The organism is Flavobacterium rhizophilum, assembly GCF_046000485.1.
Lineage (GTDB): Bacteria > Bacteroidota > Bacteroidia > Flavobacteriales > Flavobacteriaceae > Flavobacterium > Flavobacterium rhizophilum.
Genome location: NZ_JBELQB010000004.1, coordinates 63,790 through 86,575, shown reverse-complemented (window position 1 = coordinate 86,575; position 22,786 = coordinate 63,790). Strand labels below are relative to the sequence as shown.

The 22,786-nt window shown below is 38.6% G+C and carries 23 protein-coding genes; 6 read left to right on the top strand and 17 right to left on the bottom strand.

The features are described from left to right. Positions 1-18 precede the first annotated feature (18 nt). The 14 genes from ABS768_RS06180 to trmB all read right to left on the bottom strand — a co-directional run bounded on the left by ABS768_RS06180 (position 19) and on the right by trmB (position 10,904). Positions 19-1,056, bottom strand: a complete 1,038-nt coding sequence (locus ABS768_RS06180) for a hypothetical protein (RefSeq protein ID WP_408074103.1) — start codon at positions 1,054-1,056, stop codon at positions 19-21. After that, positions 1,034-2,659, bottom strand: a complete 1,626-nt coding sequence (locus ABS768_RS06175) for an NAD(P)-binding protein (protein ID WP_408074102.1) — start codon at positions 2,657-2,659, stop codon at positions 1,034-1,036. The genes ABS768_RS06180 and ABS768_RS06175 overlap by 23 nt, the downstream gene beginning before the upstream one ends. Further along, positions 2,637-4,154: a polyamine aminopropyltransferase gene (locus ABS768_RS06170; RefSeq protein ID WP_408074101.1), complete on the bottom strand. Its 1,518-nt coding sequence runs from the start codon at positions 4,152-4,154 to the stop codon at positions 2,637-2,639. Before ABS768_RS06170 ends, ABS768_RS06175 begins: the two co-directional genes overlap by 23 nt. Next, entirely contained in the window at positions 4,147-4,359 is a 213-nt protein-coding gene (locus ABS768_RS06165) for a DUF350 domain-containing protein (protein ID WP_129750729.1), read from the bottom strand. Before ABS768_RS06165 ends, ABS768_RS06170 begins: the two co-directional genes overlap by 8 nt. An 11-nt stretch (positions 4,360-4,370) precedes the next feature. After that, complete coding sequence (locus ABS768_RS06160; protein WP_408074100.1) at positions 4,371-4,571, bottom strand: hypothetical protein; 201 nt, start codon at positions 4,569-4,571, stop codon at positions 4,371-4,373. Between the two features lie 6 nt (positions 4,572-4,577). After that, positions 4,578-5,807 carry a DUF4178 domain-containing protein gene (locus ABS768_RS06155; RefSeq protein WP_408074099.1) on the bottom strand — a complete coding sequence of 410 codons (1,230 nt, stop codon included), beginning with the start codon at positions 5,805-5,807 and terminating at the stop codon, positions 4,578-4,580. 4 nt (positions 5,808-5,811) lie between these two features. Continuing rightward, positions 5,812-6,174, bottom strand: a complete 363-nt coding sequence (locus tag ABS768_RS06150) for an S-adenosylmethionine decarboxylase family protein (RefSeq protein ID WP_408074098.1) — start codon at positions 6,172-6,174, stop codon at positions 5,812-5,814. Between the two features lie 101 nt (positions 6,175-6,275). Further along, positions 6,276-6,605, bottom strand: coding sequence for a 2Fe-2S iron-sulfur cluster-binding family protein (locus ABS768_RS06145; RefSeq protein WP_408074097.1), 330 nt, complete (start codon positions 6,603-6,605; stop codon positions 6,276-6,278). Position 6,606: 1 nt separating this feature from the next. Then, the gene (locus ABS768_RS06140; RefSeq protein WP_408074300.1) at positions 6,607-7,659 is read right to left on the bottom strand and encodes an NAD(P)/FAD-dependent oxidoreductase; all 1,053 of its coding nucleotides are present in this window, start codon (positions 7,657-7,659) and stop codon (positions 6,607-6,609) included. A gap of 97 nt (positions 7,660-7,756) precedes the next feature. Next, positions 7,757-7,996 carry a NifU family protein gene (locus tag ABS768_RS06135; RefSeq protein ID WP_035134441.1) on the bottom strand — a complete coding sequence of 80 codons (240 nt, stop codon included), beginning with the start codon at positions 7,994-7,996 and terminating at the stop codon, positions 7,757-7,759. Positions 7,997-7,999: 3 nt separating this feature from the next. Next, positions 8,000-9,130 carry an Mrp/NBP35 family ATP-binding protein gene (locus tag ABS768_RS06130; protein WP_408074096.1) on the bottom strand — a complete coding sequence of 377 codons (1,131 nt, stop codon included), beginning with the start codon at positions 9,128-9,130 and terminating at the stop codon, positions 8,000-8,002. A gap of 114 nt (positions 9,131-9,244) precedes the next feature. Further along, positions 9,245-9,586, bottom strand: a complete 342-nt coding sequence (locus ABS768_RS06125) for an MGMT family protein (RefSeq protein ID WP_408074095.1) — start codon at positions 9,584-9,586, stop codon at positions 9,245-9,247. 2 nt (positions 9,587-9,588) lie between these two features. Next, the gene (locus ABS768_RS06120; protein ID WP_408074094.1) at positions 9,589-10,227 is read right to left on the bottom strand and encodes a lysine transporter LysE; all 639 of its coding nucleotides are present in this window, start codon (positions 10,225-10,227) and stop codon (positions 9,589-9,591) included. A 2-nt stretch (positions 10,228-10,229) separates the two neighbouring features. Continuing rightward, entirely contained in the window at positions 10,230-10,904 is a 675-nt protein-coding gene (gene trmB, locus ABS768_RS06115) for a tRNA (guanosine(46)-N7)-methyltransferase TrmB (RefSeq protein ID WP_408074093.1), read from the bottom strand. Between the two features lie 96 nt (positions 10,905-11,000). On the opposite strand from trmB, the gene ABS768_RS06110 reads away from it, so the two are divergent. Continuing rightward, positions 11,001-12,062, top strand: coding sequence for a glycosyltransferase (locus ABS768_RS06110; protein ID WP_408074092.1), 1,062 nt, complete (start codon positions 11,001-11,003; stop codon positions 12,060-12,062). Here ABS768_RS06110 and ABS768_RS06105 read toward each other — a convergent pair. Beyond that, positions 12,036-13,079, bottom strand: coding sequence for a sensor histidine kinase (locus ABS768_RS06105; protein ID WP_408074091.1), 1,044 nt, complete (start codon positions 13,077-13,079; stop codon positions 12,036-12,038). The two genes, ABS768_RS06110 and ABS768_RS06105, sit on opposite strands and share 27 nt — an antisense overlap. Next, positions 13,079-13,765, bottom strand: coding sequence for a response regulator transcription factor (locus ABS768_RS06100; RefSeq protein WP_408074090.1), 687 nt, complete (start codon positions 13,763-13,765; stop codon positions 13,079-13,081). The genes ABS768_RS06105 and ABS768_RS06100 overlap by 1 nt, the downstream gene beginning before the upstream one ends. A 183-nt stretch (positions 13,766-13,948) precedes the next feature. Between ABS768_RS06100 and ABS768_RS06095 the strand changes: the two genes are divergently transcribed. From ABS768_RS06095 to ABS768_RS06075, 5 genes are all read left to right on the top strand, one after another. After that, entirely contained in the window at positions 13,949-16,672 is a 2,724-nt protein-coding gene (locus tag ABS768_RS06095) for a TonB-dependent receptor (RefSeq protein ID WP_408074089.1), read from the top strand. 109 nt (positions 16,673-16,781) lie between these two features. Then, positions 16,782-17,945 carry a hypothetical protein gene (locus ABS768_RS06090; protein ID WP_408074088.1) on the top strand — a complete coding sequence of 388 codons (1,164 nt, stop codon included), beginning with the start codon at positions 16,782-16,784 and terminating at the stop codon, positions 17,943-17,945. Positions 17,946-18,055: 110 nt separating this feature from the next. Then, complete coding sequence (locus ABS768_RS06085) at positions 18,056-18,400, top strand: T9SS type A sorting domain-containing protein (RefSeq protein WP_408074087.1); 345 nt, start codon at positions 18,056-18,058, stop codon at positions 18,398-18,400. Positions 18,401-18,479: 79 nt separating this feature from the next. Continuing rightward, positions 18,480-19,460: a LuxE/PaaK family acyltransferase gene (locus ABS768_RS06080; RefSeq protein ID WP_408074086.1), complete on the top strand. Its 981-nt coding sequence runs from the start codon at positions 18,480-18,482 to the stop codon at positions 19,458-19,460. A 54-nt stretch (positions 19,461-19,514) separates the two neighbouring features. Continuing rightward, on the top strand, positions 19,515-21,155 hold the full coding sequence (locus ABS768_RS06075) for a sulfatase family protein (RefSeq protein WP_408074085.1): 1,641 nt from the start codon (positions 19,515-19,517) through the stop codon (positions 21,153-21,155). 211 nt (positions 21,156-21,366) lie between these two features. Here the strand turns inward: ABS768_RS06075 and tyrS are convergent, their stop codons facing one another. Then, positions 21,367-22,668 carry a tyrosine--tRNA ligase gene (tyrS, locus tag ABS768_RS06070; protein ID WP_408074084.1) on the bottom strand — a complete coding sequence of 434 codons (1,302 nt, stop codon included), beginning with the start codon at positions 22,666-22,668 and terminating at the stop codon, positions 21,367-21,369. Positions 22,669-22,786 lie beyond the last annotated feature (118 nt).

Genomic DNA, 22,786 nt, shown 5'->3' with positions numbered 1-22,786 from the left:
TACTATTTCAGTTTGTAGCTATGCAGCTTTTTTGGGCGTTTTCCATATAAACCCGTCCAGTATGTAGTGTGTAAATTGTGGTACAACAAGCAAAGGTACCAGAAGGAAATGCCAATTGTGAAAAACTGTACTTCCTGAAAACGAAAACTGTTCATTCCAAACGGTTATCTCCCAAAGGTATTCCTCAAAAAAGGCCAGTAACAGTAAAATACATACATATGCCAGTATCGCCTTATAACCACCTATAAACTTTAAAAAAGACACTTCTCCTTTTTTAAATTGTTTCTGCTCCACTTCTTTCAAATAAATAAGTGCCATATATGGGATACCATGAGATACTATATTAAGCATGGTAAAAACCAAATCGTTATTATAATATACTATACCAAAGTACCACGAAGCTGCAGTGCCAATAATAACAGCATTTTTTGGAACATTAAAATAACCTGTCTTTAGTAAAGCATATCCTGTTTTGAATACATAAGTAAGTAAAATCAACAAGTACAGGTATCCAAAAAGCTCCAGAAGAACATCATTTCTGTAAGTAAAAAACTCGTTCTCCATAAACCATGTATAGTTTCTCGGCGGGCTCATAAACCAATACACCATAGGATAACCTGTTGCAGCATATATGGTAAGGTTGTCCAAAAAAACATTGAGCTTTGTTTTAGGCTCATAACGCGAATAAAGCCTCATAAAGCCATACTGCTGGCGTATAAAATGAAATACAGCTACATAAGCCAATGTAACCCAAAACACCTTACTCCCCATCATAAAAAGGGCTAAACCTATGGTAAAACAGATTATAGGGAGCCAAATCAAAAGTTTTTTGTACTGGTTAAAAGCCTTAGGAACAAAATAGGTTTTAAACAATGTGGCATACACATGGGCAACATCTATAAAAACCACAAGAAACAACCAGGTATAAAACGAATACCTATTCTCTAAGCAGATAAGCCAGTCCTGACAAAAAAACACTATTGCCAGCACCAAAAAAGGAGGCATTAGTATAAACATACTGTCGGTTTTAGCTTTATGTATCCAGGGCTGAGTCATGTAACAACTGATTTACTCCATTAATACCCTGATGAAAAGCTTCCTCAAATATAGATATACCCGAAAGGTCACTATGGGCAAAATAAATTTTATTATCCACTGGCTGTGCTGCCTTTTTCTTAGCAGGATTAAACATAAACCCTACAACGGGGCTAACCATACCATGCCCCAATATATGAACAGTTATATCTTCTGCCAGGAACTCAATATCAGGATGAGCCTTTTTCAGGTCATTAAAAACAAATGTTTTCCAATATTCCTGTGGCTGTTTATATATTTCCTTTCGCTTTTTAGCAACATTATCACAGGAGAAAGCATGATAATAAGTAATCACTTTTTTATCCTGTACCTGTTTTAACGATTGGTGCTGGTCGTATATATATCCCAAACCGTTACCCTTATAAATCACATTATCCCAAGATAGCGGACGACTGTAATCATCAGGCAAATAACTAAGCGTAATAGTAGCCAGTAACCATGGCGCATAGGTAAACTGTTTTGATAACTGTTTACGGTCTTTAAAAATATAACCGTTCACAAACTGAGGCGTAGCTATAATAACTTTATCAGCCTCTATTAATAAGGTTTCTTTAGCAACTGCATCATAAGCCTTAGCCAAAACCTTGTTATTTTGAACCCGTACATCAAAAACAATACAGTTATTGAGAACTCTCCCTTCACAATATTTCTTTAAGTGAGATGCTAATCTGGCATTTCCTTCCGGCCAGGTTAATACATTCTCCTTATCGTTTCCGTAATTGTGCTTTCTGGAAGCAAAATAGTGTATCCCTGCCCAAGCCGAAACATACTTTACACCCAACCCAAAATCATCCCGACAGCAATAATCAATATACTCAAAAACTTCTTCAGTAGTAAAACCTTCGCGTGTGAGCCATTGTTCCATACTCATTGTATCAAGGTAGCTTAATTTAGTATCTGCCGTACATGCCGATACCGGAATATCAAAAAAATATTTCCCGTCAAAGCCCTTTTCATTTTTAAAAGCATTCATGAGCTTAAAAAAATGATCAAACTCTTTTTCTCCTTTTTCCGAGATACCATAACGCGGCACCAGTCCGTCCTGCCAGGTATTTTTATAAAAAAGCCTTTCCTGAGGTGAAAAGGTTAACTGTTCCTCATCAAAAACCGGAAGTCCCAATTCGTCATATCCGGTAATTATTTTTTCATCTTCAAGAAACGTAATCAGTTCCTTATCGTGAAAGTTTGGCAAAGGTAGGTAGTGTGCACCTAAAGGATATTTAGAATAGGAATTCTTTCCGTTAGATGAATTACCACCAAGGTGACCCTCCAATTCTAAAAGTAAAAAATCGTGAATCCCCTTTTTACGAAACTGCCGTGCAGCGCTAAGTCCGGTTATACCTCCTCCCGCAATAAGGTATGGTATAGCAATAGTACGGGTTGGTTTAGGGAAGTCCTTAGCCCATAAACGATGTCCTAAAATATGGGATGTACCGGTAAGCTTTACAGCAAGTGATTTTATTTTTTTTGCACACGATTGCATAAAGGCGATCCCAACAGTTAGAGCTCCTAAAGTTTTTAAGAATGTCCTCCTCGAACTTTTATAACCTTCCCCATTCCTCATCAAAATAACGTACTAATATCTGGTTATCCAATCGGTTTATCTCTACATCCTTAGCTAACATGTCTTTAGAAAAGTCGTTTAACCTACTGTAGTCATAATCATAAAACCTCAGGCTGTCTGCTTTACGCTTAACATTGCCTAACGGTTCTGACAGACTGTTTGCTGCTATGGTATATCCCCATTCTCCAAACGACGGCACATATACATGATAAGCATCGGTCACAGGGAATATCTGCGCTACTGTTTTATTGATACACCAAAACGATTTTGGTGCAAAATATGGCGAAGTGGTTTGTATAACCAGCATAGCGTCCTGTGTTAGCGATTTATTAAGGGTTTTATAAAAATTAAGAGAATACAGTTTACCCAGGCTATAGTTAGACGGATCGGGAAAATCTACAATCACAACATCAAACTTTTGTGTACACTCCTTAAGCCAAATATAGGCGTCACTGTTTATTACTGTTACTTTAGGATTGGTTAATGAATGCTTATTAAAACCTGCCAGTACAGAGTTGGTTTTAAAAAGTTTTGTCATTCCCTCATCAAGATCCACCAGTGTAACATGGTTAACATCCTTGTATTTTAATATCTCACGCACTGCGAGCCCATCACCGCCACCCAAAACCAAAACATTATTAACCTTATTTGCCATACTCATTACCGGATGTACTAAAGCCTCATGGTAACGATATTCGTCTTTAGAACTAAACTGTAAGTTATTATTAAGATAAAGTCTATAATCGCTTTTATTATGGGTTAAAACAATACGTTGATAAGAAGTAGTGTGTGTATAAATAATATTTTCACCATACAGTTTGCCTTCAGAATATGAAAGTATCTGTTCCGAAAAAATAAAAACCGTCAACAGAACCAAAAAAGAAAGTATAGCTTTCAGTTTTAAAAGCCCTGCCCTTTTAAGCTCATTTTTAAGAACAAAGCTTAGTATTATGGCAATACTCATATTAATCATCCCAAAGAAAAGGGATGTTTTCATTATACCTAGTTGCGGTACTAATACTAACGGAAATAAAATAGAAGCCAGCAGAGCCCCTATATAATCAAAAGTAAAAACATTAGAGACAAGATCCTTAAATTCAATCCTGTCCTTAAGTATATTCATAAGCAGCGGGATTTCCAGGCCCACCAAACATCCGGTTACAAATACCAGCAAATACAATATAAACTGGAAATAATAGACACTCTCAAACAATATAAAAAGTATTACCGAACTTAGGCCTCCTATAAGCCCTACCAGTATCTCTATATCTACAAAAGTATTTAAAAGGTTACGGTTTATGAATTTTGAGAAATAGGATCCTACCCCCATAGAGAACAGGTATACCCCTATTATGAAAGAAAACTGCTTTACCGAATCGCCCAAAAGGTAACTGGCCAGTGTACCTGCAACAAGCTCATACACCAGTCCGCATGTGGCTATGGTAAAAACTGCCAGGAAAAGCAGTACTTCAAAACCGTTCTTTTTATTACCCATGTATAGCTCCGCTAATAATAATAGCAATGCCTATTATAAAGGCGGCAAAAACTATGGCCAGCGCAATGTTTTTATTTTGTACTATTTCTTTCCATGTGTTTTCGGGTGTTAATTTCTCAACTATAAAGTAGGAGATTAATAAAATGGCAAGTCCTAAAAAGGAAAACAGTAACGAACTTAAAACGGGTTTTAAAAAAATATCCATAGTATTTACTTTTATTTATGATAAAAATGATTCACTCCTGCAGCACGTGAATGTGTACCACCTGATGCAGAATTGTATTTTTCTGTCTTCTGGCAGTCACAAAGCTTATTTCCTTCAAAAGTATATTTAAGGAATAAAGCAAAAACTGCAAGACCTATCAGCAATGCTGCTATATTGTTTTTTATAAACGGTTTTATCCTGTCTTTCCTCATTACTACTTAACTATTGTAAGGTGAATAATCACTTTCAGACCATCTTCTCTGTTCAAAAAACGTTTGGGCAATATAAGCCACAACAACTATTCCCAGCATAATACCTATAAACATAAATACATTCCAGAGTGTAGGCACATTCCAAATTGCAGTTACACTTATTTGCCTGTTAGATGAATCTTCTGCCGGTTTGGTAGGGGTTATTGTTAAATGGTATTTACCTGCACTCACACCACAAAGATTAAACTTTTCGGTACCATTGCCCTCAGTCCACCTTTCCCCTTCACTGTAGCCGTGATAGTATTCTACATCCTTAGTTGCATAAACTTCTTCATTGGTAAGCTCATTAACCAGAGCTACCTGTAGTGAAGCCCACGAATTATCTACATCTGACTGAACTGAAATCGTAAGAGGCGCTGCTCCTCCCTTCAGTTCGAACGGATCACTTACAAAATCTTTATTATTAAATTCACTGAATTCCATCTTTTTTCTCAACACCACCTGTTCTGTCCTTCCACTGTATATAAGAAGATGGCTAATCAGGATAAGGATTGCAAAACACGAGAATATAATCCCCATTTTCCTGGCGCCAAACCTAAAGGGCTGTACCATTCCAACCCCTATTCTCGACGGCATACTCTCAATCCCAAAAGCTTTTTTTATTTTTGATGCAGCTATGTGCTCACCAAAATATCCTGTTTCGGTTTTACCTATTTTCTCTATAGAATACAAATAAGGAGGATTGATATACTCAACCATCTTTACATTTTTCTCCGGAATATTAAAATCAAAAAATCCTTCGGCAGAAATAATTTTGGCACTGCTTTTACTAAAAATATCCAGCGTCATCTCATCATAAGTAACCGTTCCAACAGAACGACCATCTTCTGCCTCCTCTTTAGCTTCGTGGAGCGCAATCCAGTGACCATCAGATTCTGAAAGATACAGCTGTTCATCATCAGGAGATGTCAAAATATATTCGCGCCACATATAACCGGCAGCAACTTTTTTCACTAAAGCTCCTGTAACTATATATTTTGTATCATTAAGTTTTCCGCGTTGTCCTACCTTTAAAATTACATCCTTAAAGGTATATTCAAAAGTCTTTAACCGTTTTTTGGAGCCATCGGCAGTATAACCAAAAAGAGAACCACATTCAGGGCAGGCAAAATTAACCACCTTAAGTTCTATCTCAGCTTCTGTAACGGTTTTACATTCAGTGCAGCTAACAGTCATCGGTTTAACGATTAATTTCAAAGTCTTTTATTACCTCTGCCTCAAAATAGCCCACATACTCCTGTGCAATCTGTCTAACCTTATCACTATTATCTTTTAGATAATTACATAGGTAAACATCCATAGTAAGCTGGTTAAATTCCGGCCAGGTATGTATACATAAATGAGATTCCTTTAAACAGTAAGCCGCGGTGTAACTGCCATTATCAAAAACATGAGAAGAAAAGCCTACCTCTTCCAATCCGTATTTCATTAAAATACTTTCAGAAAAATTTCTAAATCCCTTTAAGTTGGTTAGCATATCAATATTATACACCCTAAGTGTAAGCAGCTTATGTAATCCGGGTGAATATTCGGTGTTTGTCATTAGTAAGGCCGGGCATAGTTTTGCCCAAAGATATTTTTATTTACCAAAAAACAAAAACATTCAAATAAAAAAAGCGCTCCAAATTGGAACGCTTTTTTATTTTATGATTCGGGAGCGAGTTCAATTTCAAGTCCCTCCAGGCCCTCTGTAACCGGTATCTGGCAGCCCAGCCTGCTGTTTGGCTTTACGTAAAAAGCTTCAGCCAGCATGGCATCCTCATCAGGTCCCATTTCAGGCAGCTCCACATCATTAAGCACATAACACTGGCAGGAAGCACACATTGCCATACCCCCACATACACCAATGGTACCTTCGGGAGCAAGTTCATAGGCCCTAACCACTTCCATTATATTCATAGACATATCAGTAGGTGCCTGCACTTCGTGCATCACACCATCTCTGTCTGTTATTTTTATGGTAACATCTGCCATACTATTCTATTGCTTTTACAACCTGCTTTTCAGCCTCTTTACGGGTTCCGTCAAAACCGTCAACACCGCTTACGGTTGTATATTTAAGAACAAATTTTTTGCCCGGGTTAAGTTTATTGTATACACTTTGGCACATAAGCGTAGCCTCGTGGAAACCACAAAGAATAAGCTTTAGCTTACCGGGATAGGTATTAACATCACCTATAGCGTAAATGCCCTCTATGTTGGTTTGATAATCCAGTGCATTATTAACCTTAATAGCATTTTTCTCAATTTCAAGTCCCCAATTGGCAATAGCTCCCAGTTTTGGAGAAAGTCCGAAAAGCGGAATAAAGTAATCGGTTTTAATAGTCCTGTGTCCGCCATCGTGATCAATATCCAGTTCCTCAATGTGCTCTGCACCTCGAATACCGGTTACCTCCGCCGGAGTTATCAGGTTAATTTTACCCTGTTTCTTTAATTCCTGCACTTTTTCTACAGAGTCTAAAGCTCCTCTAAACTCATTCCTTCTGTGTACCAGTGTAACCTCTTTTGCCACATCGGCAAGGAAAATACTCCAGTCCAGTGCAGAGTCACCACCACCGGCAATAACGATACGTTTATCACGGAAAAGTTCAGGATCTTTTACAAAATACTCTACCCCTTTATCCTCATAGAATTCCAAATCTTCGATTATTGGTTTTCTTGGCTCAAAGCTACCCAAACCACCGGCAATGGCAACTGCCTTAGCATGGTGTTTAGTCCCTTTGTTTGTAGTTACAATAAAGGTACCGTCTTCCTGCTTTTCTATGGTTTCGGCTTTTTCGTTAAGGGTAAAGCCCGGCTGGAACTGCTTAATTTGTTCCATTAGGTTAGTTACAAGATCTCCCGCTAAAACTGACGGAAATCCCGGAATATCAAAAATTGGTTTTTTCGGATACAGTTCGGCCAGCTGTCCGCCCGGTTGCGGAAGCGCATCGATAATATGGCATTTCAGCTTTAGCAGTCCTGCTTCAAATACGGCAAAAAGACCGGTTGGTCCAGCGCCTATTATTAATATATCGGTACTAATCATTTTCTTACTTGACATAATAAAACAGTTTTAAAGCAAAATTCTTTAAAACTGTTTTTTCTTTTTATGATAATTATCAGCCTTCAGGCCATAATTATCATTATGCTATATTTACTACAGTTTCTATTTGCGGAGCATACTTTTTAATAGTAGTTTCCACTCCGGCTTTTAATGTCATCTGGTTAACGCTGCACCCTACACACGCACCTTCAAGCCTAACTTTTACATGCTTATCGTCTTCAATTTCAATAAGACTTATGTTGCCTCCGTCAGACTCCAGGAACGGGCGGATCTCATCCAGCGCCTTTTCCACATTAAATTTAATTTCTTCTGTTGTCATGGGTTATTTCTTTTTAACTGCTGAACAGCCAGCCATGGTAGTTATTTTAATTGCCTCTGTAGGCGGAAGGTTGTCATTTCTGTTTACGGTTTCCTGTACTACAGATCGTGCCAGTTCTTCAAACGAAGCCTCAAGTGGTGTTGCCGTTTGCAGGGCAGCAGGACGACCGTAATCTCCGGCCTCACGTATGCTTTGTACAATTGGCACCTCTCCAAGGAAAGGAACATCAAGATCTGCCGCCAGGTTTTTAGCACCTTCTTTACCAAAGATGTAGTATTTGTTATCAGGAAGTTCATCAGGAGTAAAGTAAGCCATGTTCTCAATAATACCCAATACAGGTACATTGATGCTTTCCTGCTGGAACATTGCCACACCTTTTTTGGCATCAGCAAGAGCAACAGCCTGTGGCGTACTAACCACTACCGCACCTGTTAAAGGAAGTGACTGCATTATAGACAAGTGAATATCTCCCGTTCCCGGAGGAAGGTCGATAAGCATAAAGTCAAGCTCACCCCAGTCGGCATCAAAAAGCATTTGATTAAGCGCTTTTGAAGCCATAGGACCTCTCCATATAATAGCCTGCTCAGGCGTTGTAAAAAAGCCTATAGAAAGCAGTTCCACGCCGTAGCTTTGTATCGGTTTCATTTTAGATTTGCCGTCTACCTCTACCGAGATTGGTTTTTCCCTTTCCACATCAAACATAATTGGCATGGACGGACCGTAAATATCGGCATCAAGAACACCAACCTTAAAGCCCATTTTAGCAAGGGTAACCGCTAAGTTTGCTGTAATGGTAGATTTACCTACACCGCCTTTACCCGAAGATACCGCAATGATATTGCTTATACCCGGTATACCTTTACCTTTAATTTCAGGTTTTTCAGGTGCTTCCACCTTTACATTTACCTTAACCTTAGCATCGGCATTTACCTTTTCCTGTATGGTTTTTATAATATCGGCTTCGGCGCGTTTCCTGATGTGCATTGCCGGATTAGCAAGTACAAGTTCTACAACAGCCTCATCACCAAAAGTAAGTACATTTCTCACTGCACCGCTCTCTACCATATTTTGCCCCTCTCCGGCTATGGTTATGGTTTCAAGAGCTTTTAATATCTCTTTTCTATCTAATTTCATAATATTTATACCTTTCTGTTTCAGCCTCTTATTAAGACTGATTTCAAATTGCAAAGATAGTATGAAAACTTTATACAATAAAGTTTTAAAGCAGTAAAAGCGTAATTATGAGAGTTAAAAATCCAATTCGACCGAAGGATTCCAAAAATGTGTATCGAAATGAACCACTTTATTGTCTTCTATTTCGACACCTTCACTTTCCAGTAGTTGTTGCATAAGGTTGCTACCGGGAAAATGATGCTTGCCCGAAAGCAGTCCCTGCCTGTTAACCACCCTGTGTGCCGGAACATCGTCCCTGCCATGACAGGCATTCATAGCCCAGCCCACCATTCTTGCCGAACGTGCCGCACCAAGGTATTTTGCAATAGCCCCATAAGATGTTACCCTTCCGTTTGGAATAAGGCGGGCCACATCATATACCCTTTCAAAAAAATTATCATTTTTGCTTTCGGGCATGGCTACATATTTCTAAGCAGTTTGATTAAGGTAATTACAGATACTATTCCTGTTACACCACCAATAAAGTAGTTAACGTTTTTCATGAAAAAGCCTGACCTGTTTTCCAGCTTTTTAAAGAAAACAATATACAGGTAAAACACCCCGAAAGTACTACTCACCGCCCCCATTACAAATAGAAACACAAAAAGGTTATCAAAAGAGAAATACTTATAAGCCGAGAGCGTTACACTCATTACCACATAATATGGAATTGGAAAAAAGTTAAGTACCGAAAGCAGTACTCCCAAGAAAAAACAACTGGTACGCGACCTTAGTTTTACAGGTTCATCTTCATCTTCCTTTGGCTGAGGCTTTTTTGCTATAAATATAAAATAGATGGTAAGCAGTACAAATATACCGAGCCCCACTTCTTCAAGAAGGTTAATAATATCGGGCCTTCGGCTAATAAACTTTGCAAATGATACAGCTATGTACGACTGGATTAAAACAATAAACGTAGCTCCTGCAGCAAAAACCACAGCACACGATTTACCATCCCTCAGGCTAATTTTGGCAGCTGTCATATTTATCAAACCCGGAAGCAGGATGCCCGGTGTTGCGACAAGTATACCTATTAGCACAGGGAAAATTATATCCATATTTACTTTATTTTAAACTGAATATAAGTTATTGGTTTACCTTTTTCAAGATACTGTTGCTCGTAAAATGTTTGTATAGAAGTTACCTCTTTTGGAGCACCGTGGTTTTCATATATGTTATGGTTAGCATATATCACCTCGTGTCCTTCACCATGAAGTAGTCCCAGCGTATAACCGTGCATAAATTCACTATCGGTTTTAAGGTTCATTATACCGTCCGGTGTAAGTATCCTTTTGTAACGCTGCAGGAATTCAGTATTGGTTAACCTGTGCTTAGTACGCTTGTATTTAATTTGCGGATCAGGGAAAGTAATCCATATTTCAGAGATTTCGCCTTCGGCAAAAAACTGTTCAATAAGTTCGATTTGGGTACGTAAAAAACCTACGTTATGTATCCCTTCATCAACAGCAGTTTTAGCTCCTCTCCAAAAACGGGCACCTTTAATATCTATACCAATAAAATTTTTATCCTGATAATAACGGGCAAGGCCAACAGAGTATTCGCCCTTACCACAACCCAGCTCTAAAACAATAGGATTATCATTTTTGAAAAACTCGCTTCCCCATTTACCTTTTAACGGAAAATTACCCTCCAATGCCTCTTCCCTTGTTGGCTGAATCACATTGCCAAAGGTTTCGTTTTCCCTAAAACGCTTCAGTTTATTTTTACTTCCCACGGTTAAATTTAAAATTTTGGTAAAATTAGGGAAATATACGAAACTGAGAATAGTTTTAGCTTGCACTTATTAAATAGTTATTAAAAACTCACAGTTTTGCAAAACAAAAAAATACTGGTAACCCCTTTAAACTGGGGGCTAGGCCATGCCACCCGATGTATACCTGTTATTGAAGCTTTAGAATATCATGGTTTTGAACCTGTTATCGCATCTGACGGCGTAGCTCTTGAATTACTTAAAAAAGAGTTTCCCGAAAAAAAGATACTGGAACTCCCGTCATACAAAATAGAATATGCAAAAAACGGCAGCCTGTTCAAGCTGAAAATGTTTTTCCAGATTCCTAACATGATAAAAGCGGTTAGAAATGAAAACAAAACCGTAAAAAAATGGATTAAGGAATATGGCATAAGCGGCATCATATCAGACAACCGTATGGGAGTATATTCCCGTAAGGTACCATCGGCTTTTATGACACACCAGCTTAATGTACTTACCGGCAACACCACATGGTTTACCACACAAATACACCGCATATTTATCAATAAACACAAACAATGCTGGGTACCTGATGTAGCCACTTCACCTAACCTTACCGGAAAACTGGGACATCCTGAAAACTGTTCGCTAAAGGTAAAATACATAGGCCCTTTAAGCAGGCTAAATAAAAAATGCATACCTAAAAAACACGACCTTATGGTTATTCTTTCGGGACCCGAACCACAACGCACCATGCTTGAGGAACGACTGAAAGAAGAACTGAAAAGCTACGAAGGCAAAACACTTTTTGTACGCGGTGTGATAGACGGGGAACAGACATCTGTTACCGAAAACAATATTACCTACTACAATTTTATGGGGCGTGAAGAACTGGAACAGGCTTTTAACGAAAGTGAACTTATACTGTGCCGTTCGGGCTATACTACCATAATGGACTTGGCCAAACTGGGTAAAAAAGCTTTCTTTATCCCAACACCGGGACAATATGAACAGGAGTACCTGGCACAAAAACTTAAAAAATCAGGACTGGTACCTTATGCCACACAAGATGAGTTTACCATAAAAGACCTGGAGCAGGTAAACGAGTATAAAGGATTAAAAAATATGGATACTGAGGAGGTAACCTGGAAAGATTTATTTAGTCTTTTCGAGGGTGAATGAGAATTCTGAACCTTCTCCGTATTTACTCTCTACATATATTTTCTCATCATGACCTTCTATGATGTGCTTCACTATGGAAAGCCCTAATCCCGAACCGCCTTCGGTACGGGCTCCACTCTTATCCACACGATAAAAGCGTTCAAACAGCCTGGATATATTTTTCTTCTCTATACCCTCGCCGTTATCTTTTATACGCACAATAATCTTATTGTTCACAAGATCTTCAATACTAACCTCTGTAGTACCGTTTTCCTTACCATACTTAATAGAGTTTACTACAAGGTTGGTTACCACCTGCTGGATTTTTTCCCTGTCGGCATATACCATAACCGGTTTGATATACTTCATATCAAACATTAGTATAATACCTTTTTTATCGGCTTTCATTTCCAGTAAGTCAAACACATTTTGTATCACCTCAACAATATTAAACCTGGTATAATTAAGGTTAAGGTCACCTACCTCAAGCTTAGTAATCATATCAAGATCCTGAACAATATAGATAAGCCTTTCCACCCCTTTTTCGGCACGTTGAAGGTACTTTTTACGCAGAGTCTTATCGCTCATAGCGCCATCAAGCAGCGTAAGCAAATATCCCTGAACGGTAAAAAGCGGTGTTTTAAGTTCGTGAGAAACATTACCTATAAATTCACGGCGGTATTCCTCACGCACCTTTAAGGTCTCAATTTCTATTTTCTTATCGCGGGCAAATTTTTCTACCTCGCGTGTAAGAGTAGCCATATCTGTAGTGATAGGCTTATTTCTAAATGAACTGGACTCCAAAAGGGAAACGTCGTCGTATATTTTTTTTACCCTCCGGTAAATAAAACGCTCTGCCCTGTATTGCAGTACAAAAAATGAGAAAATGAAAAGTGCCGTAGTGAAGACCGAAATAAACTCCCAGCTTATCTCGGTATAATAGAATTTCATTCCTGCCAGTATAGCAGCAGAGAATAAAGATATGTATAATGCTGACTTAACAGCAAACTTGTATGTTTTCTTAAAATTTATAGCCACTAAATCTCCAGCTTATAGCCTACTCCTTTGATTGTTTTAAATAGTTCGTCACCTATTTTTTCACGCAGCTTTCTAATGTGAACATCAATAGTTCTCCCTCCTACTACCACTTCGTTACCCCATACTTTATCAAGAATTTCTTCTCTCTTAAATACTTTACCCGGTTTTGAAGCTAACAGATAGAAAAGTTCGAACTCTTTTCTTGGAAGCACAATCTCTTCAGAATCTTCCATAATGATTTTATACTCTTCGCGGTTAATTTCAATATTACCTACTTTAAGTACATCACCTTTGCTTTCGTCTTCCTTAAGTCTTCTTAGTAAAGCTTTCACTTTGCTAACAAGTAATTTCGGTTTAATAGGTTTTGCAATATAGTCATCCGCTCCGGCATCAAACCCGGCCACCTGCGAATAATCTTCACTCCTTGCAGTAAGAAATGTAATAATCACATTGCTGAGTTCAGGCACTTTCCTAATGGTTTCAACAGCTTCCATACCATCCATTTCAGGCATCATTACATCCATAATAATAAGATGTGGAAGTTCTTTTTTCGCTTTAACTATGGCATCCTTACCATTGTTTGCAGTGATGATCTGGTAACCTTCCTGAGATAGGTTGTAGCCCACAATTTCCAGTATATCCTGCTCATCGTCAACCAATAAGATCTTAATGTCTTTTTTCTTCATAATGGTGTTACATATTATGTTTTGCGGCTGTAAAGGTAAAGATAATACAAAATGAACAAACGGGTTAACAATTATTTAATCTGTTAACAATTTAATAATAAAACGTAAATCCAAACGTAACGTTTTTGTAACAATAGGTTCGGACACCTGAAGTTTCTTTGCAGCGAAATTAAACGACACGAAATGAAACTTAAATTTTTAATTATCACACTATTTACCTTTGCCATGAGCTTTGCTCAAAACAAAGGTACAGTGACCGGTACAATTGCCGACAAAGATCTTAACAATGAACCCCTTCCTTTTGCAACAATACTTATAAAAGGAACACAAATTGGAACAAACACAGACGAAAACGGAAAGTACACACTTTCTGTACCTGCAGGAAGCCACACTTTAATTATTGACTTTCTTGGTTATGAAGCTAAAGAAGTTCCGTTCACCGTTAAAGCAGGTGAGACAAAAACTATAAACGAAGCATTAGGATCTACCAGCGTAGTACTTGAAGGCCTTGTTATGGAAACTACTATTAACCGTGAAAAAGAATCGGCACTTCTTGCTGAACAGAAAAAAGCCGTTGTAATAAAACAAACTATCGGTGCACAGGAAATGTCAAGAAAAGGTGTTAGCGATGCCGAAGGTGCTGTAACAAAAATGACAGGTGTTACAAAACAACAGGGTGCTAAAAACGTATTTGTAAGGGGACTTGGAGACCGTTACAACTCTACAACAATGAACGGTATGCCTCTTCCGTCTGAAGATCCATCATACAAAAACATCTCTTTAGATTTCTTTACATCAAACATTATCAAAAACATTGGTGTAAACAAAACTTTCGGATCAGAAATCTATGGTGACGTAGGTGGTGCTAACATTGATATTGTTTCTAAAGAACTTTCAGGAAACGAAGAATTCGAAATCGGAATCTCTACCGGCGTAAACACACAAACGGTTAGCAAGGATTTCCTTAAACTTGACGGAGGTAACTGGTTTGGTACCGTAGCCGATAAAGAAGCTGGCATCACAAACCTTAACTCTTATGATTTTGCAAACAAGCTAAATCCAAACACACAGTCAACTCAAATCAACACAGGAGCTAACGCTTCTTACGGTAAAAGATTTGATTTTGAGAACAACAACAGCTTCACTATGTATTTAGTAGGCGCTTATAGCAACGACTACAAATACAGGGAAGGTAAAATAAGACAAACAACCAGTATTGGTACTGTATATCAGGATCAGGATTACAAAAAGTACACTTATAATGTTTCACAAACATTAATGGGTAACTTTAAATACCGTTTTGAAAATTCAAACACAATTTCTTACAACTCACTTTACATCCATTCTAACTCTCAGTCTGTTGGTGATTACTTAGGACCTAACAACCCGGAGCAGGAAGGTGACGTTGAGTTTTTAAGAAGACAGCAGATGAACAACAACAACCTTTGGGTTAACCAGTTATTATCTACTATCGCTCTTAACGAGAAAATCGATCTTGACCTTGGTGCTTCTTACAATATGATTAGAACTACTGAACCGGACAGAAGAAGCAACAAATACCTATACAGAAACGGCAACTATACTCCGTCTACAAACAGTGCAGGTGATAACGAGCGTTATTTTGCCGACCTTAACGAAGATGATTTTGCAGGTAAAGCAGTAGCTTCATATAAATTTGAAAATGAAGGTAACAGCAAACTTGACGTTGGTTATAACTTCAGGCATACTACAAGAGATTTCTCTGCTCTTATCTTCAACCACCGTTTCTCAACACTTACATCTGTTGACATAAACGATGCTGATGGATTATTCAATCAGGAGAATCTTGACAACGGAGTATTCCAGCTTCAAACAGGTAGAGGTACAATGAACAACCCAAGAGTATTTGAACCGTTTACTTACAATGGTACAAGAACTATAAATGCTGCACTAACTACTTTCACTCATAATATAAACAATGACCTTGTACTTGTAGTAGGTGGTCGTTTTGAAAAAGTATTACAGGAAGTAGAGTATGACACTAACATCTCTAACAGTGACACTAACGGTAAGGCTAAAATTGACAAAAGCTACGTGCTTCCTAACCTAAACCTTAAGTACACCCTTAACGACAAAAATATCTTACGTTTAGCAGGTAGTATGTCATATACATTACCTCAGTTTAAAGAGGTGGCTCCGTTCAAATATCAGGATGTAAGTTTCTCTAGTCAAGGTAATCCTGGATTAATTCCTTCTGAAAACTATAACGCAGACATCAAATGGGAATTCTATCCAAAAGATGATGAAATAATAGCTATTACAGGTTTCTACAAGCACATTAAAAACCCAATCGCAAGATCAGAAATACCTTCAGGAGGTAACACGTTAACTTACCTAAATGTAGGTGGTACTGCAGACGCTATGGGTGTTGAACTTGAAGCCAAAAAGAATATCTACAAAGTAACTTCAGACGAAACAGGTAAAGAAACTGTATTATCTGCAGGAGCAAACATATCTTACCTTCATACAAGACAGGACTTAGAGAACCCTCTTCCACAGTTTACTAATTCTGAAGACAAGCTACAGGGAGCCTCTCCGCTACTTGTAAATGCCGACCTTACTTACAATCTTAAAAATGAAGGTTACAGCCTTACATCGTCTGTAGTAATGAACTATTTCAGCGACAGGATTTACTCAATAGGTACAAGAGGTTTTTCCAACATAGTTGAAAAAGGCATCCCAACCCTTGACTTTATAACACAAACATCACTGGGCGAGCATTTCGGTATCAGCCTTAAAGCGAAAAACCTTTTAAATCCTGACTTTAGATTAACAAGAGAATCTAACGGTAACACTAACCCTGATACTGTATTATCTACTTACAAGCTTGGTCTTGACTTTAGCTTAGGACTAACTTACAAGTTTTAACACTAACTTAATGTTAACTAAATGTTCATGTTAAGTACACTTAGTTCTTTTGCATCAGAAATAAAAACTAAGTACAATTAAACGAGTAAACACAATTAATAATAGACAAATGAAATCAAAATTTTTATCAATTCTTGCTGTTGCAGCATTAGTTTTAGCAAGCTGCTCAAGTGACGACGATTCTGGAAGCACTAATCCTCCGGTAGATTCTAACCTAAGCGGTAACCTAACTCAAGACTTAACCCTTGACGCTTCTGTAGATTATAAATTAACAGGTGCTCTTATCGTAAAAGACGGAGTTACTCTAACAATCCCTGCCGGTACTACAATCAACGCTGTTGCAGGTGGTACAGACGTTTACCTTCTAGTTGAAAGAGGTGGTAAAATCATCGCTGACGGTGATGCTCAAAACCCAATCCGTTTCACTTCAGACGCTGCTACTCCGGCTGCTGGTGACTGGGGTGGTATCATCCTTAACGGTAAAGCTCCTCTTAGCCGTCAGGACGGAACTAACAGCGAAGCTGCTACAGAAATAAACAACGCTTACCTATTTGGTGGTGACAACGTTGCTGACAATTCAGGTATTCTTGACTATGTAATCATTGAGTACACTGGTGCTAGAATTGATGATGAGTCTGAGCACAATGGCTTAACACTTAACGGTGTTGGTAACGGTACTCAAATCAGCAACATTTACCTTACTTACGGTGATGATGACGCTATCGAGTTCTTTGGTGGTACTGTAAACGTAAACAACATCCTTGTTGTTAACTGTACTGACGATATGTTTGACTTTACTCAAGGCTACAAAGGTACTATCACTAACGCTTACGGTATCCGCGAAGCTTCTTACACTGCTGTAACTGTTGACCCAAGAGGTGTTGAAGCCGACGGTAACCTAGACGGTAACTCTCCAACTGATATCAACCAATCTGACTTCGTTATCAACGGAATCACTATCATCAACAATGCTCCTGGAGCTGAAGCTACAATGCAGGATGTATTCAAAATCAGAAGAGGCGCTAAAGCTACTATCCTTAACGGATATGCTAAATTTGGTGCTGGTGTAACTGCTGGTGACTTTATTGACTTAACTGACTCTAAAGGTCCTGCTGCTGACGGTACTGCTCTTACAGTAACCAGAGATGCTGCTAACGGTCTTGGTGAAGCTACTGTTAAAAACACTCCAACTGATAGCGCTACAATTACAGAAAACGCTACTCAAACAGGTGCTAACTCTTCTGTATTCACTTGGACTGGTTATTCTTTCTAATCGAATCTCAGAAAATAATATTATTAAGAATACCCCTCCAAAAAGAGGGGTATTTTTTTGGTATGATATTTGAAATTAATTTTATATCTTTACACAATCAAAAGTCATAAATGAAGAAAAACTACTTTTATATTACTTTATTGTTCTTTTTCCTTTTTTCCTATGCCGCAATGGCTCAGGAAAACAAAGAAAGTTTAACTGTACAACAAGTACAGCAGGAGAGCATAGAAGGTTTGAACATCTACCCTAACCCGGTAAGTTCAGACAGGGTTTATATTACCTCTAAGTCATCTCAAAGCAAAGAGGTAGAGATTTTTGACATACTGGGCAAAAAAATACTTCACACAACCATTACAGGTAAAGAGCTTAATATATCTAACCTTACTGCAGGTGTATATATTATTAAGATCAAAGAAGGTGAAGCAACTGCAACCAGAAAACTGATAGTTAAATAACGATATTTAAATTAATAACATTTAAAGCACTGCAACAGCGGTGCTTTTTTATTTGTATTTTTGACAAAACTTTTACCCATTGCTTACCCCAAACGATATATTCACCATAGCATCAAAAAAGGAGTTTGAAAAAACTACCCTTAAAGTATTCAGGCACCAGTTTGACAATAATACCGTATACCGTAACTTTTGCGAACTACTGGGGAAAGACAAGCAAAATGTAAAAGTGATTAAAGATATTCCCTTCCTACCTATACAGTTTTTTAAAACTCATGATGTAATTAGCAGTACAGATAATATACAGATAACCTTTACCAGCAGCGGAACTACCGGAATGACTACCAGCAGGCACATTGTTACTGACTTAACTTATTATGAAGACAGCTTCAGGCTGGCCTTCTCTCAGTTTTACGGCAACATAGAAGATTATGCTGTACTGGCACTATTACCATCATATCTGGAACGCGAAGGATCTTCACTTATCTATATGGTGGAAGACCTCATAGAGCGCTCCAATAATCCCGACAGCGGCTTTTACCTGCACAATTATAATGAGCTTATTAAAAAACTTGCCGAACTGGAAAGCGCCGGACAAAACGTATTACTTATAGGCGTAACCTATGCCCTGCTCGACCTTACCGAGATGCAGCAATTTGACCTTAAGAACACCATTATTATGGAAACAGGGGGTATGAAAGGTAAACGCCGTGAAATGATACGTGAAGAACTCCATGAAATACTGTGCAATGGCTTTGGGGTTGGCAAAATCCATTCGGAATACGGAATGACCGAACTCCTTTCACAAGCCTATTCTTTAGGTGACGGTATTTTTGAATGTCCGCCCTGGATGGACATCCTTATCCGTGATACCGAAGATGCACTTAGCTATGTGGATACAGGAAAAACCGGAGGCATAAACGTGATAGACCTTGCCAATATTAACTCCTGCTCCTTTATTGCCACACAGGACTTAGGCAAAAAATACCCTAACCAGTCGTTTGAGGTACTGGGACGTTTTGATAATTCAGATATAAGAGGCTGCAACCTTATGGTACTTTAACATAGCGTTACACAGATAATCGTATCTTTACCGCTACGCAAATCTATTATACACATGTTTAAAAGAGTACTTTACACTACGCTGGCTATGCTGGCATTAACATCGTGCGGTAAAAAGAAAGAGGCCGAAACAGCCCGGAACCAACCGCAAAAACCAAACATTATTTTCATAATGACCGACGACCATGCCTTACAGGCAATAAGCGCATACGGTCACCCTATAAGCCATCTGGCAAAAACACCAAACATTGACCGCCTGGCTCAAAACGGCGCTTTGTTTACCAATAACTTTTGTACCAACTCCCTTTGCGGCCCCAGTCGAGCCACCATACTAACCGGAAAATTCAGCCATTTAAACGGCTTCAGGATGAACGGAGATAAGTTTGACAACGATCAGCCCACTTTACCTAAATACCTACAACAGACAGGCTATAAAACAGCCATAATAGGCAAATGGCATCTATCAGGCACTCCTACAGGGTTTGATTACTGGGATATATTAAACGATCAGGGAAATTACTATAACCCGCAGTTCATAAAACAACAGGACACTACTGTTACCGAAGGTTATGCAACCGATTTGATTACCGATAAAAGTATCGAGTGGATAAACCAAAACAAAAACGGAGACAAACCATTTTTTATCATGGTACACCACAAGGCACCACACCGCAACTGGATGCCTGCCTTACGTCACCTTAATATGTACGACAGCATTCATTTCCCGTTACCGGATACTTATTTCTCCAAACATGAAGGTCAGCTTGCCGCACAACAGCAGCTAATGACCATTTATGATGATATGTATGAAGGTCATGACCTGAAACTTACCAAAAAAGCAGGTAGCTCCGAACTGGCACACAACCCGTGGACTACTGATTTTGACCGTATGACTCCCGAACAGCGCAAAATATGGGATAATGCCTATCAGGCAAAAAATGATGCATTCCACAAAGCAAACCTACATGGTAAAGAACTGGCAGAATACAAATTCCAGCGTTACGTTCAGGATTATCTTGCCACTATAGCATCGGTAGATGAAGGCGTGGGGAAAATACTGGATTATCTGGATGCAAACGGACTTACCGAAAACACTATAGTAGTATACACATCAGATCAGGGATTCTACATGGGTGAAAACGGATGGTTTGACAAACGTTTTATGTACGACATTTCCATGAAACAGCCATTGCTTATACAATACCCGCCTAAAATCCAGAAAGGTTCGGTAGTGCCTGCTATGACACAAAACCTGGACTTTGCCGCTACGCTTTTGGATTATGCCGGAGCAACTATACCAGACGATTTTCAGGGACAATCCATCAAGCCTATTTTAGACAATAAAGTAAACCCGGATGACTTTAGGGATGCACTATACTATCATTATTATGACTTCCCAGCCTTCCACATGGTAAAAAGGCATTATGGCGTAAGAACCAAACGCTACAAGCTTATTCATTTTTATGACGACATTGATGCATGGGAAATGTATGACCTGAAAACTGACCCTGAAGAACAGCATAACCTGTATGACGACCCAAATTATGCCGACATACAAAAACAGCTACATAAAAGACTAAAAGAGCTACAGGAACAATACAAAGTAACCGATGAGGAGTTTAAAACAACTCCAAAGGAAAGAGTAGAAAAAACATACGAGAACTTCAGGAAACTTAGAGGTACTCCAATGAAATAAAAAAACGGCTCAATGAGCCGTTTTTTTATTTTCCGTTACCTGAGTGTCATTCCGATTGCAGCGTAGCGGAATAGAGGAATCTCAATATCAAAAAGATTTATTTCATCAGGTCGGCTTGCAACCTCATACCTCATTTCATTACGTATCGAAATAACAATAAATCATTAAAAAAGCCGCTCAATGAGCGGCTTTTTCATATCTGTATTTTAAACTAGTCCTCAACAGGAACTACAAAGTTCTTTTTCTTACCAAAAGAAACAAGGATATACTTATCAAAAAGCAAATCGGCTGAACTTAAACCATAGCTTTCGTCAACCTTAACTTTATTAACAGCAACAGCATTTGCCGCTAATGATTTCCTCGCCTCTTTTCTTGAAGGGAATATACCGGTAAGGTCACTTAAAACCACTACTATATCCTCCCCTTCTGTAAGTACTGATTTTTTAATTGGAGTTGTAAAAAACTCACCAAAAATATCAGTAAAGAATTCCTCACTCTCCGCCTCTATAGCAGCACGGTCGTAGTTAGAGAAAACAAACTCAGCTTTCTTAACTGCATCCTCATATGCTTCCTGCGAATGAACAAATACGGTTACCTCCTGTGCCAGTTTCTTCTGTAAAGCTCTTAGGTGCGGAGCCTGTTTGTGCTCTTCAATCAACTGTTCAATTTCACCCTGTTCAAGGAAAGTAAATATCTTAATATATTTCTCAGCATCAGCATCACTGGTATTTAACCAGAACTGGTAGAATTTGTAAACCGAAGTCTTATCGGCATCCAGCCAAATGTTTCCGCCTTCGGATTTACCGAATTTAGAACCGTCAGCCTTAGTGATAAGTGGAGTGGTCATAGCATAGGCCTTAGCCCCCTCGTCGTTCATTCTTCTAACAAGCTCGGTACCCGTGGTAATATTACCCCACTGGTCACTACCGCCCAGCTGAAGCATACAGTTATAATGTTTATGAAGGTGATAGAAATCGTAACCCTGTATTAACTGATAGGTAAATTCGGTAAACGACATACCTGATCCTGCCTCACCCGTAAGCCTCTTTTTAACCGAGTCTTTTGCCATCATGTAGTTAACGGTAATACGTTTACCTACATCACGCACAAACCCGATAAAAGAGAATTCCTTCATCCAGTCGTAGTTATTAACCAGCACCGGAGCATTTTCTTCCTTAGCATTAAAGTCAAGAAAACGGGAAAGCACTCTTTTAATTCCTTCCACATTTTTGTTTAGCGATTCCTCATCAAGCAGGTTCCTCTCGTCACTCTTGCCCGAAGGGTCACCTATCATACCTGTAGCACCACCCACAAGCGCAATAGGCTTATGTCCGCATTTGTGCAGGTGCACCAAAATAATGATAGGCACTAAGCTACCAATGTGTAGTGAATCTGAAGTTGGATCAAAGCCAATATACGCCGTTGTAACCTCTTTACTCAGTTGTTCTTCGGTTCCGGGCATGATATCATGTATCATACCTCTCCATCTTAGCTCTTCTACAAAGTTCTTCATATCAAAAATTTAGTGAAGTGCAAAAATACAATGTACGGCGATAAAAACATACCCCCGTTGTTTAAAAAAAGTGAATATTTATAATTATGTCAATATAAAATAGACCAATCAATGGTTA